Below are 16485 nucleotides of genomic sequence, written 5' to 3' on the forward strand. Positions count from 1 at the left end.
GGCGAGTGACTTCTTCGACAACACACAATAAGACCACCAAACCGCGCCTTTTGCTTATCGACGGCCACTCTATGGCCTTCCGCGCTTTTTATGCGCTGCCGGCAGAAAACTTCGCCACTTCCGGCGGCCAGCACACGAATGCGGTGTATGGATTTTTGTCCATGCTCTCCAACATCGTCGCCGAGGAGAAACCGGAGTTCGTGGGCGTGGCTTTCGACGTCGGGCGCAAGACCTTCCGTACCGAGATGTTCCCGGAGTACAAGGCCCAGCGCGAGGCCGCGCCCGAGGAGTTCCGCGGCCAGGTAGAGCTCATCCGCGAGGTGCTCGGCACCCTGGGTATCACCACGCTATCCCGCGAGAACTTCGAGGCCGATGACATCGTGGCCACGCTGGCTACCCAGGCCGATAATTATGAAACCCTCATCGTTACCGGCGACCGCGACTACCTGCAGCTGGTCAACGAGGACACCACCGTGTTGTACCCCATGCGCGGCGTTTCCACCCTGCATCGCTTTACCCCGGCCGCGGTGGAGGAGAAGTACGGTCTGACTCCGCAGCAGTATCCGGATTTTGCGGCCCTGCGCGGCGATCCCTCCGATAACCTGCCGAGCGTTCCCAAGGTGGGCGAGAAGACGGCCACCAAGTGGATCCTCCAATACGGCACCCTCGAGGGTCTTATCGAGCACGCCGCGGAAATCAAGGGCGTGGCCGGTCAGAACTTCCGCGATCGCATCGAGCAGGTGCGCATGAACCGCAAACTCACGCAGATGATCACGGACATGGATTTAGAGGTTGGCCCCGACGATCTGGCATTCCAAGGCGCGACCGTTAGCGAGGTGGCCGAGAAGTTCGACGAGCTCGAGTTCGGCACCAATCTCCGCGAGCGCGTGCTGGAGGCCATCCCGAACGACGGCGGTGGGGCGCCGGCCGTGGAGGAGGCACCGACGCAGGAGATTAAGGTCGTCGACAAGCCTTTGGCTCAGTGGTTGGAGGGCAAGGAGCACGTCGCGGTCTTCGTCACGGGGGACCCCCGCCCGGGCCAGGGCGATGCTAGCGCACTCGCGCTTGTCGACGCCGACTTTGAAGGCATGCAGGTCGAACTCGGCGAATTGAGCGCGGAGGATGACGCCGCGCTCGCCGCCTGGCTTTCTTCTTCTGCGCCGAAGTATTTTCACGAGGCCAAGGCCGCTTTCCATATGCTGGCAGGCCGCGGCATCGAGCTGCGTGGCATCGCGCACGATACCGCGATCGCTGCCTACTTGCTGCGCCCGGGCCAGCGCACATATGACCTGCCGGATGTCTATCAACGTCACCTGAAGAAGACTCTCGCCCAGGCCAGCGACCAGCTCTCGCTGCTGGATGATTCTTCCCTGGTGAACCAGGCGGGTGCCATCATGGAGCTGGCCGCGGCGCTTACTAAGCAGCTGCAGGATATCGATTCCTTCGAGCTTTATGCCGACTTGGAGCTGCCGCTCGTGAGCATCCTCGCGCGCATGGAGGCCACCGGTATCGCCGTGGACGTGGAGATTCTAGAAACCCAGCGCGATGCCTTCATCGAGCAGGTTGCCGAGCAGGAGCGTGCTGCCCGCGAGCTGGCTGGCGACGAGACGCTGAACTTGAACTCGCCAAAGCAGCTGCAGACCGTGCTCTTCGAGACCTTCGAGATGCCGAAGACGAAGAAGACCAAGACGGGCTATTCCACCGCGGCCAAGGAGATTGAGCAGCTGGCGGTCAACCACCCGCACCCGTTCCTCGATCATCTGCTTGCTCACCGCGAGTATCAGAAGATGAAGACCACCCTGGAAGGCCTCATAAAGACCGTGCAGCCGGACGGTCGCATCCACACCACCTTCAACCAGACGGTGGCTTCCACGGGCCGACTTTCCTCCACCGAGCCGAACCTGCAGAACATCCCAGTGCGCACGGAGGCAGGGCGCCAGATTCGCTCCGCGTTCATCGTGGGCGCGGAGTTCGAGACCTTGATGACGGCCGATTATTCCCAGATTGAGATGCGCGTGATGGCCCATCTGTCTGAGGATCCAGGGCTTATCGAGGCCTATCGCGAGGGCGAGGATCTGCACAACTACGTCGGCTCGAAGGTCTTCGACGTGCCGGTCGATGAGGTGACCTCGGAGCTACGCCGCCGTGTCAAGGCGATGTCTTATGGTCTAGTCTATGGGCTTTCCGCGTTTGGCTTGTCCCAGCAGCTGGGCATCCCGGCCCGCGAGGCCAAGGAGATCATGGAAAGCTATTTCGAGCGTTTCGGGGGCGTGAAACGCTACCTCGACAACGTCGTTGAGCAAGCCCGCAAGGATGGCTACACCGCGACCGTCTTCGGGCGCCGTCGCTACCTGCCGGAGCTGAACTCCGATAATCGCCTCGCGCGTGAGAATGCCGAACGTGCAGCGCTGAACGCTCCGATTCAGGGCACGGCTGCGGACATCATCAAGGTCGCCATGATTCGCGTGGATAGGGCGCTCGAGGGCATGCGCTCCCGCGTGCTGCTGCAGGTCCACGACGAACTTGTGGTGGAAGTCGCCCCAGGCGAGGCTGATGCGGTCCGCGAGATTCTAGAACGCGAGATGGATTCGGCCATCGAGCTCAACGTCCCGCTCGAGGTCTCCGCCGGTGCCGGTAAGGATTGGGATGCCGCAGCGCACTAAGGCCCGCGCACGCCTGGTAGCCCAGGGCATCGAGGACCACGGTATCCCGGCCTACGCGAAGGCGAAGTTAGAAAGGCAGTGGGCGGCGCTCGACTAGGCAATTAGCCAGCATGTCGAAGGGCGTTTGGCCCGTTGCCAAAACTGATATTCCTAGCACGCCGAGAACGACTGCCTCCACGTGTGGCACGCCGGTCAAAGAGATGAGCGTGAGAAGAATCCAGCTATTGCGCAGCGCGGCCGACCACCAGCCGGGCTTGTCAGTGATGACGCGCAACTGCAGCGACCATTTGCCCAGCGAGGTGCGTTTGCGTGCCTCACAGATAACGCGGTAGAGGTAGAACACGCTGGCAAGGGCCGCGATGTCGTAGATGGCGGCGGCGTGGCCTGTGATGGGGGCGTCGAAAAGCGCGTTGATGGTCCACCGCACCACCATGATGATGGCGGCGGCGAGGAAGGCATCAATCCACCACGCCACGACGCGGCGGAGGGTGATGCCCAAGCGCTCTTTAACCAAAAAATCCATGCGCTATAGATTACTCATAGTCGATTGCTGCTAAACGGCGGTGCAGATAAAAATGATGCTGCCGGGGAAGATTTCGCCGCGCTCGCGCGACCACTGGCCCCAGGTGATGTCGAGGTCTTGCGGCCACTCCGGCTCGAGGACGTCCTCGATGAGAAAACCGCCGCGGGTTTGTATGGCGCGCACCCAGTCGCCGAGTGTGCGGTGGAACTCCGCGTAGCTCAAGTTGCCATCAGCGTCGTGCTCTAAGTAGGCGCGGTCGAAGTAGGAAAGCTCAGCGGTGAGGTTTAGCGGGTCATCGGGGAAAATCCAGCGCATCGGGTGAGTAGCGGAGATGACCAAGCGCCCGCCCGGGCGCAACACGCGGCGGACCTCCGCGAGCGCCGCGTCTAAGTCAGCAATAAAAGGGAAAGCGCCGAAAGCGGAAAAGGCGATGTCGAAGGACTCGTCGGCATAGGGCAGCGCTAGGGCATCTGCCTGTACTAGCGGCAGGCCGCTCGGCGCGTGGGAAAGCATGCCGCGTGAGATATCGAAGCCGGTGGAAAAACCCGCCCTATCCTGCAACCACGCGGTACAAGGGGCTGAACCACAGCCAATCTCGAGCACGCGCGCGGCGGCGAGGAAGGCGGCGTCGCCAAGCAGGTGTGCGTCAGCCTCGTGCAGCATCTCCGGGCACCAATAAAAGGAGGAAAGATATTCCGGATGCGCGGCATGATAGGCCGCGGCATCGTTGTCCCAAAAGGATTGGTTCGCGCGGGAGGGAGTCTGCATGGATGAAGTCCTTGTGAAAATTGAAGTATTTGCCGTTTTAGCTGCGCGGATGTAGTATTGCACGGGCGTGTCTATGCCGTGGGTTGTCTAAGGCTTCCGTAGGAGGGCTTTATACATCGTCACGGCGGGATCGGAATCCATCCTAAACTATCGCTATTTTGCCTGTTTAGAGACGCTTTTCGAGAGACGCGTAACTGTCCATTTACGATCTCCTACATCAATTCGGAGCATTTCTACATATGCCAACTTCTAACACCCCTCAGGTTGCGATCAACGACATCGGAACCGCTGAGGACTTCCTCGCTGCCGTTGACGCCACCATCAAGTACTTCAACGATGGTGACATCGTCGAGGGCACCGTGGTCAAGGTTGACCACGACGAGGTCCTGCTCGACATCGGATACAAGACCGAAGGCGTCATCCCATCCCGCGAGCTGTCCATCAAGCACGACGTCGACCCAGATGAGGTCGTCCAGGTCGGCGATCAGATCGACGCACTCGTTCTCACCAAGGAGGACAAGGAAGGCCGTCTGATCCTGTCCAAGAAGCGCGCACAGTACGAGCGCGCTTGGGGCGCAGTCGAGGAGCTGCACGCCAAGGAAGAGCCAGTTACCGGTACCGTTATCGAGGTTGTCAAGGGTGGCCTCATCCTGGACATCGGCCTGCGTGGCTTCCTGCCTGCTTCCCTCGTCGAGATGCGTCGCGTCCGCGACCTGGAGCCGTACATCGGCCAGGAGCTGGAAGCAAAGATCATCGAGCTGGACAAGCAGCGTAACAACGTTGTTCTGTCCCGCCGTGCATTCCTCGAGCAGACCCAGTCTGAGGTTCGCTCCGAGTTCCTGCACCAGCTGCAGAAGGGCCAGGTCCGCAAGGGCGTTGTTTCCTCCATCGTCAACTTCGGCGCATTCGTCGACCTCGGCGGTGTCGACGGCCTGGTTCACGTTTCCGAGCTGTCTTGGAAGCACATCGATCACCCATCTGAGGTCGTCACCGTCGGTGACGAGGTCACCGTTGAGGTTCTCGACGTTGATCTCGACCGCGAGCGCGTCTCCCTGTCCCTGAAGGCTACCCAGGAAGATCCGTGGCGCGTATTCGCCCGCACCCACGCTGTGGGCCAGATCGTCCCGGGCAAGGTCACCAAGCTCGTTCCGTTCGGCGCATTCGTTCGCGTCGAGGAAGGCATCGAGGGCCTGGTTCACATCTCCGAGCTGGCTCAGCGCCACGTCGAGGTTCCGGACCAGGTTGTCACCGTTGGCCAGGAAGTCATGGTCAAGGTCATCGACATCGATCTCGAGCGTCGTCGTATCTCCCTGTCCGTTAAGCAGGCAGACGAGGACTACACCGAAGAGTTCGATCCGTCCAAGTACGGCATGGCTGACTCCTACGACGAGCAGGGCAACTACGTCTTCCCAGAGGGCTTCGACCCAGAGACCAACGAGTGGCTCGAGGGCTACGACGAGCAGCGTCAGGCTTGGGAGGCACGCTACGCAGAGTCCGAGCGTCGCTTCAACCTGCACACCGCTCAGATCGAGCGCAACCGTGCCGCAGCCGCTGAGGCTGCAGAGGCTAACGAGTCCTCCAACTATTCCTCCGAGTCTAACGATGCAGCTCCGGCATCCGAGGCTTCGGCTGAGGTTGGCGGCTCCCTGGCTTCCGACGAGCAGCTTGCTGCTCTGCGCGACAAGCTCGCTGGCAACTAATCCCAGCTAGCTCATAAAGGCCGCATCCTTCGTTTGTTTCCAAACGCGGGGTGCGGCCTTTTCGCGTACCCTGGCCAATTATGAAACTGATTGGTTTAACCGGTGGCATAGGAAGCGGAAAGTCCACCGTGGCCGAGCTTTTGGCAGAACGCGGCTGGAACGTGGTGGACGCAGATCAGATTGCGCGCGACATCGTCGAGCCGGGCCAGCCCGCCCTAGCGGAGCTGGCAGAATCTTTCGGTTCCGACATCCTCCAGGCGGATGGCAGCTTGAATCGAGGCTTGTTGGCACAGCGCGCGTTTGGCGACGCCGCCTCTACCGCGCGCCTCAACGAAATCACCCACCCGCGCATTGCGGCTGAGACTGAATCCCGTTTCGCGCAGGCCCGCAAACGCGGTGAAACTTTTACCGTCTATGACATGCCTTTGTTAGTGGATAAAGGCCTGCACCGCGACATGGACTATACGGTCGTGGTTGACGTCGCTGTTGAGGAGCGCGTGCGGCGCCTTGTCGAGTTCCGAGGTTTGGACGAGGAAGACGCGCAGCGTCGGATAGCGGCTCAGATCCCGGATGAGGAGCGCCTGGCCGCAGCGGATTTCGTCATCGACAACAACGGTGCGCGCGAGGATTTGGTGCCGCAAGTAGAGCGACTGGTGGCGGCCCTCGACGCGAAAATTTAAATTTTGTAGCGATGAATGTTAACGCTGTGCTTTAGCTGCGTTCACTTTCCTTTCCTATTGTCCCAATCTATGGGAACGTGGGATGTAGGACCTTTCGATAATCACGCGGCGTGCGACCTGCTCGCCGCCATTCGTGATGGCTCCTTCGATTTCGAACGTTTCAAGCGCATGTGCGCCGCCCCGCCGCTCGACGTCGACGAGGCCGAGGTGGTCATTGCCCTTGGCATGTTGGCCAAGACTTCACCTGAACATTTGCCCCAGGGTATTAGCGCAGAAAGCATCAACGCGCTCTACAAGCCGCAGTCGCGGGCGTGGTTGCGCAAGCAGATTAACGCCACCCTCGACCCGGATACCTCTTCCGTGTACGCACTGTGGGAACCCACCGGCGAGCTAGAGACGTGGATTATGGCTGTGCGCGCCGCGTTGCCCTAAAACGCTAGACTTGCGGGCATGGCATTTGCAGCGGAACATCCAATTTTGCCGGTCTCTGAGCATCGCCCAGTGAGCGAGGTGGAGCGTCGCTCCGCCGAATTCAAGGTGGAATCAGAGTTTGAACCCTCCGGAGACCAGCCCTCCGCCATCGCGGAGCTAGACGCGCGCCTGCGCCGTGGCGAAAGCGATGTCGTGCTCATGGGCGCTACCGGTACCGGTAAGTCGGCAACGGCGGCCTGGCTGATTGAGCAACAGCAGCGCCCCACGCTGGTTATGGCGCCGAACAAGACCCTGGCGGCACAGCTTGCGAACGAGCTGCGCCAGCTCCTGCCGCATAACGCCGTGGAGTACTTCGTCTCTTACTACGACTACTACCAGCCCGAGGCCTATATCGCGCAGACCGATACCTACATCGAGAAGGATTCCTCCATCAATGAGGACGTCGAGCGGCTGCGTCACTCTGCCACTTCGTCGCTGCTGTCCCGCCGCGACGTCGTCGTAGTTTCCTCCGTTTCGTGCATTTACGGTTTGGGTACCCCGCAGTCCTACCTGGACCGCTCGGTGGTCATTGAGGAAGGCGAGGAGATCGACCGCGATCGCTTCCTGCGCCTTTTGGTAGATATCCAATACGAGCGCAACGACGTCGGCTTTACCCGCGGTACCTTCCGTGTCAAGGGCGATACCGTGGATATTATTCCGGCATATGAGGAGCGTGCGGTGCGCATTGAGTTCTTCGGCGACGATGTCGATGAGCTTTACTACATCCACCCGCTGACCGGTGACGTCTTAGAACGCGTCGACGAGGTGCGCATCTTCCCGGCGACGCACTACGTGGCGGGGCCGGAGCGCATGGCCAAGGCCGTGGAAGACATCAAGGCGGAACTGGCTGAGCGCCTGGAGGATCTAGAAAATCGCGGCAAGCTGCTCGAAGCCCAGCGCCTGCGCATGCGCACCGAGTATGACCTCGAGATGATCGAGCAGGTGGGCTTTTGCTCAGGCATCGAGAATTACTCCCGCCATATCGACGGCCGCCCGGCAGGTTCTGCGCCGGCCACGCTGCTGGATTACTTCCCGCAGGACTTCCTGACCATCATCGACGAGTCCCACGTGACGGTTCCGCAGATCGGCGGCATGTTTGAAGGCGATATGTCGCGCAAGCGCAACCTCGTGGAGTTTGGCTTCCGCCTTCCTTCGGCCACGGATAACCGCCCGCTGACCTTTGACGAGTTCGAAGAGCGCGTGGGCCAGACCGTCTATATGTCTGCTACTCCGGGCAACTACGAGCTGACTGCCTCCCAGGGCGAGTATGTCGAGCAGGTCATTCGCCCAACCGGCCTGATCGACCCAAAGGTGACGGTCAAGCCCACCAAGGGGCAGATCGACGATCTCATCGACGAGATCCGCACCCGTACCGCAAAGCAGGAACGCGTGCTCGTTACCACCTTGACCAAGCGCATGGCCGAGGACCTCACCGACTATCTCTTAGAACACGGCGTCAAGGTCCGTTACCTGCATTCGGATATCGACACCCTACAGCGCGTGGAGTTGCTGCGTCAGTTGCGCCTTGGTGAATACGACGTCCTCGTGGGCATCAACCTTCTGCGCGAGGGCCTTGACCTTCCGGAGGTCTCTCTGGTGGCCATCCTGGACGCGGATAAGGAGGGCTTCCTGCGCTCGACTACCTCGCTCATCCAGACTATCGGCCGTGCGGCTCGAAATGTCTCGGGCGAGGTCATCATGTACGCGGACAAAATCACCGAGTCCATGCAAGAGGCCATTGATGAGACCGAGCGCCGCCGTGAAAAGCAGATTGCCTATAACAAGGAACACGGTATCGACCCGCAGCCGCTGCGCAAGAAGATTGCGGACATCTTGGACCAGGTCTACGAATCCGATGGGGAAGAGCAGGACTCCGCCGACCCAGCGGCGATGGTGGACAAACCCGACGTCTCGAGCATGGCTGCCGACGAAGTGCAAAAGCTTATCGACGACCTCACCGCCCAAATGGGGGCTGCGGCCCGCGAGTTGAAGTTCGAATTGGCGGGTCGTTTGCGTGACGAAATTGCCGATTTGAAGAAGGAAATGCGTGGCCTGAAAGAGGCGGGAATCTAGCGTGCTGCGGTGACGACAAACGGCGCCAAAAGTGAGAAAAACAGCACTTTCCATTCGGGGTATAAAATGCCACGTTGCGCAACGGACAGGTCACAAAGTTGTTAAACTTACGTTTGCGCCTTTATAAGGATTAGCAATTTGCACATTCTGCATCATCATTTGGGGTATAAGGCCCCTGAAGAAAGGTCATCATGAGCGATTACAAGAAGATCGTGGTCGGCACTGACGGTTCCAAGTCCTCCCTCCTGGCAGTGGAGCGCGCCGCTAAGATCGCCGCCGCATTCGATGCAACTCTTATCATCGGTTGCGCTTATTACGAGAACCAGGAGCAGGCTTCCAAGACCCTGCGCCAAGATTCCGTGACCATTCTGGGTGACCAGAAGGCAGAGGCTAACCTCACCACCGGCAAGGAGCACGCTGAGAAGTTCGGTGCCACCAAGGTAGAGACCGCCGTCCGCCCGGGCACCCCGGTCCAGGCTCTGATGTCCATCGTTAATGACAATCAGGCTGAGCTGCTCGTCGTTGGTAACCGCGGCATCAACTCCCTGACCGGCCGCCTGCTGGGTTCCGTGCCGGCTGACGTCGCTCGCCAGTCTGACTGCGACGTCATGATTGTTCACACCGTGAGCTAATTTCTCGCTTTAAGAAAGCCCAGTCAGATTCCCTCGCGGGGAATCTGACTGGGCTTTTCGCTTGTGCTACTCGACGTCGTCGGTCTCCGGTGCGTCCTTTGCAAACGCCTCAGCCTCAAGCTCCGCCGAAATCTTGTGCATCTGTGCGGCGAGCTCCGACCCATCCCCGCCCTGGATGAGGGGGATGCTAAACGAGCCTTCCTCGTTGGCGTCGGCAAGCGGGCCCAGTGAACCGTGGGAAAGCAACTGCTCCTGCGGCGAAAGGTTGCGGATGGCCACCGCGGCCACGCGGTCTGGGTGCTCGTTCGCGGCATCACCGTAGGTGAGCGGATCGTGCTGGCCATCGTCACCGATGAGCAGCCACTTCATCCATGGGAAAGCAATAAAGAGGTTACGCAGCTGCACGCGCTTGTGCTCTTGGCCGCTGCGGAAAAGCCCGGTGGGGGTAGGGCCCCAGTCAGTCAGCAGGAGTGGACCACGCGGGAAGCCGTTGTGCTCCATGAAGCTGACCAGGGTGTCGTAGGTATTCCACGCGCCGGTGGACAGATAGATGAAAGGCATCTCCGGGTGCTGTTCCTGCAACTGCTGATAGAAGCGCGCCATGCCTTCAACCGGCTGGCGGGAGTTGGTGCGCTTGACCCAAGAGTTCCAGGCCGCAGTCATCGCACGCGGCAGCCACGTCACCATGACGGTGTCATCGATATCGCTGACGACGCCTAGCGGGGAGTCCTCAGACACGATGAGCACCTCGGAGGTAATGGGCTCGGCGCCGTCTGCCTCGATGACTACCTCGTGCCAGCCGGCACCTAGGCCATGCTCGTGGACCAAGATATCGAGATAGCCGTTGTAATTGGTCCGGCCGTGGACGGTCTTGCCATTGACCGTGACACGGACGTCGAGGTTGTTTACCTGAATCGTGAAAAACTGACGGTAACCGCGCTGCGCCCACGTCTCGGTGGCCTCGGCCGCCGGATCGTGCATGAGCACGCGGCCCAAAACGTGGACGAATTCCGTGTTGCCGTATCCGGCATAACCCGTAAGTTCCGGCGTCCAGCCTTTGCGGGTGGTGCGCTCTAGCGCCGCCTTATTTGTGGCGCGTTCAATTTTGCGTGCGATGTCAGATAAAGCCATGCCCACCAGACTAGTGGAAAGTCTCTTGGAAGCGTCCGGCCAAGGTCAGCGTCTGCGTCGCACGCGTGAGTGCAACGTAGAGATTTTGCAGGCCCTGAGGCGAGGCGGCCACGATGGCATCAGGGTCAACGACCACCACGTGGTCGAATTCGAGCCCCTTGATCTCCTCGACGTTCTCGCGCGTGATGACGGCGTTCAAGCGCCCGTCGGCATCGGTGAAAGTCCCCGGTGCGTGCGTTGCTGGCTGCGCGGTGAAGACGACTTCCGCGCCGTCGCGGACTGCCACAGCCGGAGCTGCCTCGGGGTTAATGAGCTCGAGGAGGGAATTGGCCAGCTCGGTAATCGGCTGCGGCGTGCGGTAGTTCACGGTCAGCTTGTGGTGGCGGAAGCGCTGGGCCACGAAGGGTTCAAGCGCTTCGGCCCAATCGTCTACGCCAGCGGGCGCTCCGGTTTGCGCGGTATCGCCCACGAGTGTCATCCAGCGCGACGGGCTGCGGCGAAAGAGCATGCGCCATTCCATCGGGTTTAATTCCTGGGCCTCGTCGACGATGATGTGGCCGTAGGCCCACGTGTAGTCTTCCTGGGCACGTTGCTCGGTGGTGCGGTTATCGCGCACCTCCTGGCGGCGGGCAAGGGTCTCAGCGTCGATGACGTCGTGTGCAGACAGGATCTCGGCGTCGAACATGTCATCGTCGTTATCCGTGGAATCGGAGGAGGACAAGATGTCGAGCGCGTCTTCGGCGTCGGCAACTTGCTCGCGCCAGGCCTGATCCGCGGCAGCCTTTTCCTCCTCTGGGTTCGGCATTCCGATGAGTACCGCGAGCTCGTCGAGGAGCGCGGCGTCGGAAGGCGCCCAGGCGTCGCCCTGCACGCGGTACAGGCCGTCGCGGGTTTCGGCGTCGTAGTCCGGTGCCGCGGCGTCGATAAGCGCACGCGAAGATAGCAAATCCGCCAGTACTGCGCGCGGATCCAGGGTAGGCCAGAACTCGTCGATGAGCTCGCGCACTTGTGGTTCCTCCGCCAGGTCATCGTGGAGCTGGTCGATGTCCGCGCGTGAAAGCAGGTTCTTGCCACCTAGCGGGTCGGCACCAATCTTTTCTGCCATCTGCTGGGCGAGTGACTCCGTGAGATGTTCGGCGAAGGCTGCCTGCGCGTCATTGTGCGGCTTGCGCGAACGCCGCGCGCGGGTGCGGGCTGCCTTAATCATCGCGGGGTCGACGGTCAGCTCCAAGTGCTCCGCGCGAATGCGGCGCGGGCCTTCTGGAAGCGTCTGGTAGTTTTTCACCGCGGCTGCGAGAATTTCCACCATCGCCTCCGAGCCTTTGATTTCGCGCGCGGCCAAAGACTCTTTGTGGGTGGGGCGAACGCCGGGGAAGAGCTCACCGATGGTGGAAAGAACCACGCCGGTTTCACCCAGTTCTGGAAGGACGCGCGAGATGTAGTCAAGGAAGGTGGAATTAGGCCCGACGATGAGCACGCCCGTGGCCGCCAGCTGCTCGCGATGGGTGTAGAGGAGATAGGCCACGCGGTGCAAAGCTACTGCGGTCTTGCCCGTGCCGGGACCACCTTCGACTACGAGTACGCCGCGGGTGTTATCGCGGATAATCTCGTCTTGCTCGCGCTGAATGGTCTCCACGATGGATTCCATGTGGCCGGTGCGAGCACGCTGCAACGCGTGATAGAGCGCGGACTCACTGGCGACGCCCGCGGTTTCTTCCGCCGCGCCAGCACCGGAGAGGACTTCATCGTTGATATCAGTTACGGTTCGGCCCTTGGTACGGATGTGGCGGCGGACCGTAACGCCCTCTGGCTGCGCAGTGGTGGCCAGGTAGAAAGGACGTGCCATCGGCGCGCGCCAGTCCAGCAGGAGAGTGCGGTAATTCTCTTCGCGGGCATCCAGGCCCATCCTGCCGATGTAGCGGCGGTCTAGTCCTTCTGCGGTGGGATTATCGCCTGGGGCATCGATATCGATGCGGCCGAAGACGAGGCCTAGCTGCGCGAGATTTAGACGGTCCAGCTTGGCCTGCAGTCCGTGGTACTCCGTTTCACGGCGGACTAGGGCATCCGCATCAGGCGTGTGTGGGTCCACTGCGGCCTGCACCTCGTTGAGGCGTTCGTTGGCTTGGGCGACCTCGTGGTCGAGCCTTGAAAAGAGACTGTCAACGTAGGCCTGCTCAGCGGCAATCTCCTGTGCTACCTGCTCGTTTTGCGGGTGGTTTGGGTTATGTTCTGGGGAGGCCACGACGGTTAATACACCTCAATGCGCGAAGAGATTGATAAAAACGACAACGGCCCAGCATACCTTGCTGGGCCGTTGGAGGTTAAGGGCTTAGTTCAGGCGGTCACCGAACTTGTTGATTGCCTTGTCGAGCTTCTTGGAAGCTTCCTTCTGCAGCTTCTCAGCGCGCTTGGAAGCCTTCTTGGCAGCACGCTTGTTGGCCTTGGTATCGACCTGTGCGCGAGCGACGTCAGCGCGCTCCTGAGCCTTGGAAGCTGCCTTCACAGCTTTCTTGCGAGCCAGCTCAGCGTTTTCCTGGGCAGTGGACAGCCAGTCATCTTTGTTGTCATCGATGAAGCTCTTTGCCTGCTCGGCGCTGTCCTCGATGAAGGAGCGAGCGGAATCTACCAGGTCCTTGCCGGTTGCCTGCCAGTCATCCTTGTTGTCATCGACGTATTCCTTAGCGCCCTCGAACCAATCGCTGGCCTTGGTGGAGAACTCATCGGCGCGGTCGGAGAGGTTATCAGCGAACTTCTGCTGCTCGGACTTGGTCGGCAGAGCCTTCTGGATCTTCTTGTTGGTGCGCTCTGCGGACTTGGATGCGCGCCATGCCAGGGAAGGCTTACCCTCGGTGTCCTGGGTAGCGATGAACAGTGCACCAAGCAGAGCGGTGTTGGTAATGAAACCGTTGCGGCGATTGTTCTTCTCCTCAGAATCCTCTGCTTCCCAGAAGGCGTTGCGGCCGAGGAGATTAGGCAGGGTAGAAAGCGCCAACACTGCTGCGGAGGTGCGCGGTGCCTTGCCCAGCGCCAGGGTGGAGCCGGCGCCGACCTTCAGGCCGCCGACTGCGCGGGCAGCCAGCTCTGGGTCGTTCGGGATGTAACCGGCGTACTGTGCCGGGACAACCTTGCGCAGACGCTGCAGAACGGACTCGGTCTCGGCTACGTGGTCGGAGGCGTTACGCAGGGTATCGACGCCGTCCCAGACAAAAACAGAAGCCAGCATAGGGCGAGCAAACTTACGAATCACTTGTTACTCCATTCGTCGAGATTCATTTAGTAAAGTAACGAACTTCTCACCAGTGTACGGAAAACGCCGACCGCTGTGGGCGGAAACCGTGCTTATCCACCCACCACTTGGTGCGCAAAGGTCGCATCTACCAGCGGCGCTGCCACCATTCAGCAAGTTTTGGACGCTCCTCACCCAAAGTGGTGGACTTGCCGTGGCCGGGTCGCACGATGGCGGAATCTGGGTAGACATCGAAGATGCGCTCGTTGACGTCTTTATAAAGGCGTACAAAGTCACCCTCCGAATCGGTGCGGCCCACACCGCCGGGGAAGAGGCTGTCGCCCACGAAGAGATTCGTGGTTCCATCGATATCGACGGCGATGGCGACGCCGCCTGGGGTATGGCCGCGCAAAATAATCGCCGGGAATTCGTGGCCTGCGAAAGTCAGTGTGTCTCCCTGCTTCAACTCGACGTCGACAGGCGCCGGCATCGCAGGGGAGTCGAGGAAGGAGGCGTAGTGGGTAGCGCCGGTGGCTTCGATTACTTCCTTGGTGGCGCGGACATGGTCCCAGTGGCGGTGGGTAGTAAGCACGGCGCTAATGCGTACGCCGTTTTCCTTGGCCAGGTTGAGGAGTGCGGGAGCGTCATCCGCGGCGTCGACAAGCAGTGCTTCTTCGCCGGCACAGATGAGGTAGCAGTTGTTGTCCATCTCGGACACGGAAATACTTTTAAGCTTTAGCGCGTTATTCATGTGTCCAACCCTACGGGTAGATTTCGAGATAGACATTTTTCACTGGTCTGGCCGCTTATCCCTAACAGAACCTAGGATGGGCGCGAATCTAGGCTGACAAAGGAGGCAATAAGTGGCTGATCGTTTGGTCGTACGCGGTGCTCGCGAGCACAATCTCAAGGGTGTCGATATCGACCTGCCGCGCGACAAGATGGTGGTCTTTACCGGCCTTTCCGGTTCCGGCAAGTCATCGTTGGCTTTTGACACTATCTTCGCGGAAGGCCAGCGGCGCTATGTTGAATCGCTGAGCTCCTACGCCCGCATGTTCCTAGGCCAAATGGACAAGCCTGACGTTGAATTCATTGACGGCCTTTCTCCCGCGGTCTCGATTGACCAAAAGTCCACCAACCACAACCCGCGTTCTACGGTGGGCACCATCACGGAGATCTACGACTATCTGCGCCTTTTATTCTCCCGCGCGGGCACGCCGCATTGCCCGAAGTGCGACGCCGTGATCGAGCGCCAGACCCCGCAGCAAATCGTGGACACAGTGCTCGAACTCGAGGAAAAGCTAAAGTTCCAGGTCCTGGCTCCCGTGGTGCGCCACCGCAAGGGCGAGTTTGTGGATCTCTTTGCCGATCTTGCATCTCAGGGCTTTTCCCGAGTGCGGGTTGATGGCGAGGTTTATCAATTAACTGAGCCGCCGACGCTGAAGAAGCAGATCAAGCACGATATTGACGTGGTGGTGGACCGTTTGCAGGTCAAGGCCTCGCAGAAGCAGCGTCTGACCGATTCTGTCGAAACTGCGCTCCGCCTGGCAGACGGTCTCGTTACCCTCGACTTCATCGATCGCCCCGAGCTCACTCATACCTACTCGGAGAAGGCCGCCTGCCCCAATGGCCACACCCTAACCATTGAGGAATACGAGCCGCGTGCGTTTTCCTTTAACGCGCCTTTCGGCTCTTGTCCAGAATGTGACGGTCTAGGTACCCGCCTCGAGGTCGACGTAGATCTGCTGATTCCGGATCCTGACGCCCCAGCAGTCGACGCCATCCAGCCGTGGCATTCCAGCCCGAATTCGCGCTACTTCGTCAAGCTCGTCGAGGGGCTTGGTAAGACGTTGGGCTTTGATCCGCAGACTCCGGTCTCACAGCTGACAAAGCAGCAGCGCGATGCCCTGATTTATGGCACCGACGTGGAAGTAAACGTGCGCTATAAAAACCGCTACGGCAGGCAGCGCAACTGGAGCGCTCCCTTTGAGGGTGCGATCGGCTTCTTGGAGCGCAAGCTCGAGCAGGCCGATTCCGAGTCGCAGAAGGACCGCCTGCTGCAGTACACCCGCCGGGTGGCTTGCAATACCTGTAATGGCACGCGCCTACGCCCGGAGATCCTGGCTGTGCGGCTTGCCTCCACCGCGCACGGCGAGAAGTCCATCGCGGGGCTGTCCGCGCTGTCTATCGAAGAGGCCGCGGAATTCCTCGACTCGCTCGTACTGGGGCACCGCGAGGAAATCATCGCTGGCGCCGTATTGAAGGAGATTCAGGCCCGCCTGCGATTCCTGCTCGACGTGGGTTTGAATTACCTCACCTTGGATCGTGGCGCTTCCACGCTTTCTGGTGGTGAGGCGCAGCGCATCCGCCTGGCAACCCAGATTGGTTCGGGTCTGGCTGGCGTGCTGTATGTGCTGGATGAGCCTTCCATTGGTCTGCACCAGCGCGACAATCAGCGCCTCATCGCTACTTTGAAGCGCCTCCGCGACATCGGCAATACGTTGATTGTGGTTGAGCACGATGAAGACACCATCCGCGAGGCCGACTGGCTTGTTGATGTTGGCCCGCGCGCCGGCGAGTACGGCGGCGAGGTTGTCTATCAAGGCGAGCCCGCCGGC

At 60.4% G+C, this 16485-nt stretch carries 13 protein-coding genes; 7 read left to right on the forward strand and 6 right to left on the reverse strand.

Features of this window, described 5'->3' with window-relative positions:
• The first annotated feature begins 71 nt into the window (after positions 1-71).
• Positions 72-2663, forward strand: coding sequence for a DNA polymerase I (gene polA, locus HMPREF2724_RS10375; RefSeq protein ID WP_235591060.1), 2592 nt, complete (start codon positions 72-74; stop codon positions 2661-2663).
• Between the two features lie 67 nt (positions 2664-2730).
• Here the strand turns inward: polA and HMPREF2724_RS10380 are convergent, their stop codons facing one another.
• Positions 2731-3186, reverse strand: coding sequence for an RDD family protein (locus tag HMPREF2724_RS10380; protein ID WP_201040707.1), 456 nt, complete (start codon positions 3184-3186; stop codon positions 2731-2733).
• Positions 3187-3216: 30 nt separating this feature from the next.
• Complete coding sequence (locus HMPREF2724_RS10385; RefSeq protein ID WP_070518760.1) at positions 3217-3954, reverse strand: class I SAM-dependent methyltransferase; 738 nt, start codon at positions 3952-3954, stop codon at positions 3217-3219.
• A gap of 239 nt (positions 3955-4193) precedes the next feature.
• Between HMPREF2724_RS10385 and rpsA the strand changes: the two genes are divergently transcribed.
• From rpsA to HMPREF2724_RS10410, 5 genes are all read left to right on the forward strand, one after another.
• The gene (gene rpsA / locus HMPREF2724_RS10390; protein WP_070518759.1) at positions 4194-5654 is read left to right on the forward strand and encodes a 30S ribosomal protein S1; all 1461 of its coding nucleotides are present in this window, start codon (positions 4194-4196) and stop codon (positions 5652-5654) included.
• Positions 5655-5734: 80 nt separating this feature from the next.
• The gene (gene coaE / locus HMPREF2724_RS10395) at positions 5735-6334 is read left to right on the forward strand and encodes a dephospho-CoA kinase (RefSeq protein WP_070518758.1); all 600 of its coding nucleotides are present in this window, start codon (positions 5735-5737) and stop codon (positions 6332-6334) included.
• Positions 6335-6403: 69 nt separating this feature from the next.
• Positions 6404-6766 carry a DUF4259 domain-containing protein gene (locus tag HMPREF2724_RS10400; protein WP_083306128.1) on the forward strand — a complete coding sequence of 121 codons (363 nt, stop codon included), beginning with the start codon at positions 6404-6406 and terminating at the stop codon, positions 6764-6766.
• Positions 6767-6784: 18 nt separating this feature from the next.
• A complete protein-coding gene (uvrB, locus tag HMPREF2724_RS10405; RefSeq protein ID WP_062038921.1) occupies positions 6785-8878 on the forward strand; it encodes an excinuclease ABC subunit UvrB in 2094 nt (697 codons plus the stop codon).
• A gap of 191 nt (positions 8879-9069) precedes the next feature.
• A complete protein-coding gene (locus HMPREF2724_RS10410; protein WP_061922687.1) occupies positions 9070-9510 on the forward strand; it encodes a universal stress protein in 441 nt (146 codons plus the stop codon).
• Positions 9511-9576: 66 nt separating this feature from the next.
• Here the strand turns inward: HMPREF2724_RS10410 and HMPREF2724_RS10415 are convergent, their stop codons facing one another.
• The 4 genes from HMPREF2724_RS10415 to HMPREF2724_RS10430 all read right to left on the reverse strand — a co-directional run bounded on the left by HMPREF2724_RS10415 (position 9577) and on the right by HMPREF2724_RS10430 (position 14618).
• Positions 9577-10641 carry an App1 family protein gene (locus tag HMPREF2724_RS10415; RefSeq protein ID WP_082785786.1) on the reverse strand — a complete coding sequence of 355 codons (1065 nt, stop codon included), beginning with the start codon at positions 10639-10641 and terminating at the stop codon, positions 9577-9579.
• Between the two features lie 10 nt (positions 10642-10651).
• Positions 10652-12883 (reverse strand): HelD family protein, encoded by a 2232-nt coding sequence (locus tag HMPREF2724_RS10420; protein WP_070588508.1) that lies wholly within the window; start codon positions 12881-12883, stop codon positions 10652-10654.
• A gap of 87 nt (positions 12884-12970) precedes the next feature.
• Positions 12971-13888 carry a DoxX family protein gene (locus HMPREF2724_RS10425; RefSeq protein WP_082785787.1) on the reverse strand — a complete coding sequence of 306 codons (918 nt, stop codon included), beginning with the start codon at positions 13886-13888 and terminating at the stop codon, positions 12971-12973.
• A gap of 127 nt (positions 13889-14015) precedes the next feature.
• Positions 14016-14618 carry an MBL fold metallo-hydrolase gene (locus HMPREF2724_RS10430; RefSeq protein ID WP_070588510.1) on the reverse strand — a complete coding sequence of 201 codons (603 nt, stop codon included), beginning with the start codon at positions 14616-14618 and terminating at the stop codon, positions 14016-14018.
• Positions 14619-14730: 112 nt separating this feature from the next.
• Between HMPREF2724_RS10430 and uvrA the strand changes: the two genes are divergently transcribed.
• The coding region (uvrA, locus tag HMPREF2724_RS13320) for an excinuclease ABC subunit UvrA (protein WP_246818247.1) at positions 14731-16485 on the forward strand (1755 nt) is incomplete at its 3' end.

Source organism: Corynebacterium sp. HMSC071F07 (assembly GCF_001810285.1).
In the GTDB taxonomy this organism is placed as follows: Bacteria; Actinomycetota; Actinomycetes; order Mycobacteriales; family Mycobacteriaceae; genus Corynebacterium; species Corynebacterium simulans.

Coding starts and splice junctions, on each gene's coding strand:
- HMPREF2724_RS10430 (WP_070588510.1), bottom strand. CDS start 14,618: ATGAATAACGCGCTAAAGCTTAAAAGTATTTCCGTGTCCGAGATGGAC.
- rpsA (WP_070518759.1), top strand. CDS start 4,194: ATGCCAACTTCTAACACCCCTCAGGTTGCGATCAACGACATCGGAACC.
- HMPREF2724_RS10410 (WP_061922687.1), top strand. CDS start 9,070: ATGAGCGATTACAAGAAGATCGTGGTCGGCACTGACGGTTCCAAGTCC.
- polA (WP_235591060.1), top strand. CDS start 72: ATGGCCTTCCGCGCTTTTTATGCGCTGCCGGCAGAAAACTTCGCCACT.
- HMPREF2724_RS10385 (WP_070518760.1), bottom strand. CDS start 3,954: ATGCAGACTCCCTCCCGCGCGAACCAATCCTTTTGGGACAACGATGCC.
- HMPREF2724_RS10380 (WP_201040707.1), bottom strand. CDS start 3,186: ATGGATTTTTTGGTTAAAGAGCGCTTGGGCATCACCCTCCGCCGCGTC.
- HMPREF2724_RS10415 (WP_082785786.1), bottom strand. CDS start 10,641: ATGGCTTTATCTGACATCGCACGCAAAATTGAACGCGCCACAAATAAG.
- HMPREF2724_RS10400 (WP_083306128.1), top strand. CDS start 6,404: ATGGGAACGTGGGATGTAGGACCTTTCGATAATCACGCGGCGTGCGAC.
- uvrB (WP_062038921.1), top strand. CDS start 6,785: ATGGCATTTGCAGCGGAACATCCAATTTTGCCGGTCTCTGAGCATCGC.
- coaE (WP_070518758.1), top strand. CDS start 5,735: ATGAAACTGATTGGTTTAACCGGTGGCATAGGAAGCGGAAAGTCCACC.